2 protein-coding genes are annotated in these 1794 nt (G+C 54.9%); both read right to left on the reverse strand.

Going from position 1 to position 1794, the window contains the following annotated elements; all coding sequences use genetic code 11:
* The coding region (locus ADS46_RS12970; protein ID WP_234346832.1) for a condensation domain-containing protein at positions 1-1490 on the reverse strand (1490 nt) is incomplete at its 3' end.
* A partial coding sequence (locus tag ADS46_RS12980) for a phosphopantetheine-binding protein (protein ID WP_234346833.1) occupies positions 1487-1794 on the reverse strand: 308 nt, incomplete at its 5' end. The genes ADS46_RS12980 and ADS46_RS12970, both read right to left, overlap by 4 nt.

Below are 1794 nucleotides of genomic sequence, written 5' to 3' on the forward strand. Positions count from 1 at the left end.
AGCTGACGCCGTTCGTCATCGGCCAACAGCACGACATCGTCCAGCGCCTGCTCCGGCGAGGCGACCAGGGCTTCCAGCAATTTCACGTAGCGACTCGCCAGCCGCTCGATGGTGGCCGCTTCAAAGAGCTCCGCCGCATAGGTGAAGCACAACCGGGTACCACCCGTCGACCGCTCCGTGGCACTCAGCACCAACTCGAACTGCGCCGTACGCTCGCCGAAGGGGTACCCCTCCAGTGTCAAGTCCGGCAGTTGCTGCGAGATATCGGCGCCCTGGTGCTGATGATTGAACATCACCTGGAATAGCGGGCTGTGACTCAGGCTTCGTTCAGGCTGTAATGCATCGACTAACTGTTCGAAGGGAAGGTCTTGATGTTCCTGAGCCTCCGACACACTGCTTATGGTCTGCCCTAACAGGTTCACTAACGGCAATCGACCGTGTACCAGACCACGAATCACCTGGGTATTGACGAAGAAACCGACAATCTTCTCTGTTTCGGTACGATTGCGGTTGGCGACTGGTATGCCGACGCGGATGTCTTGCTGACTAGTGTGGCGGTACAACAGAGCCTGAAACCCAGCCATCAGAACCATGAAAAAAGTAGCACCCTGCTGCTGAGCACATTGACGCAGGTCCCGCTCCAGTGCAGTTGGCAACACGACTTCATGGCGCGCTGCGCGATACTTTCCTTCAACCTTACGTGGATGATCCGTGGGAAGCTGTAGAACGGGATGCTCATCACTCAGTTGGTTGCGCCAGTAGTCGAGTTGACGCTCACGCTCACCGGCTTCCAGCCAATGACGTTGCCACACGGCATAGTCGGCATACTGGATGGGCAACTCAGACAGTTTGGCCGCCCGACCCTGGACATGCGCTCGGTAATAAGTGACGAATTCATCAAGTATGAGCTGTATCGACCAACCATCCGAGATGACATGGTGCATCACCACCAGCATAAGGTGTTCGCCCTCGGCGAGCCGCACCACTCTGACGCGCAGCAAGGGACCCTTAGTGAGATCGAAGGGAGTCTCACTCGCCTCCTGCAACACGGCATGGGCATGAGACTGACGGCTTTCACTCTTTACATGGCGGACGTCGTTATAGCTGAAATCAAGCTTACTATCATTCAGGATAACCTGGTAAGCCAGCCCCTCGTCGTTGGCCTGGAACACTGTACGCAGCGACTCATGGCGTTTCACCAAGGATTCGAAGCTACTGCGCAAAGCGTCCAGATCGAGCCCACCCGTTAGCCTCAAAGCCCCCGTGATATGGTAGGCCGTACTCTCTGGCTCCAGTTGCCACAAGAACCACTGACGGCCTTGAGCGTAGGAAGCGGGATATACAGCTGCCTTCTTTTCATGGCGTCTTGGAATAGGAAATTGTCCCATACCCAGCCCTTGAGAGCGGACTTTCTGGTAAACAGATCTTCGTTGGTCGGCAGATAATCGTGAGAAGCGCTCTGCAATGCGATAAGCATCTAATTCCATCATGACATTTCATCCAAGCTATCCATGAAAGCATCAATATTTTCAAGGGACTGATCAATGGTGTCGTGCCTGCTCTTCGTGGACACCTGTTCTGCCATAGCCACCAGAGTCGGATACCGGAAAATATCCAGCACTGTGACATCGGCATATCTACTTTCCTGGATACGAGATACCAATTGAACGGCGAGCAATGAATGGCCGCCCAACTCGAAGAAGTTGTCGAAACGTCCCACTCTCTCGACACCCAACACCTCCGACCAGATCATCGCCAATGCCTCTTCCATCTCGCCCTCAGGGGCCTCATGGC

The sequence above is a fragment of the Halomonas sp. G11 genome (assembly GCF_001663515.1).
GTDB lineage: Bacteria > Pseudomonadota > Gammaproteobacteria > Pseudomonadales > Halomonadaceae > Vreelandella.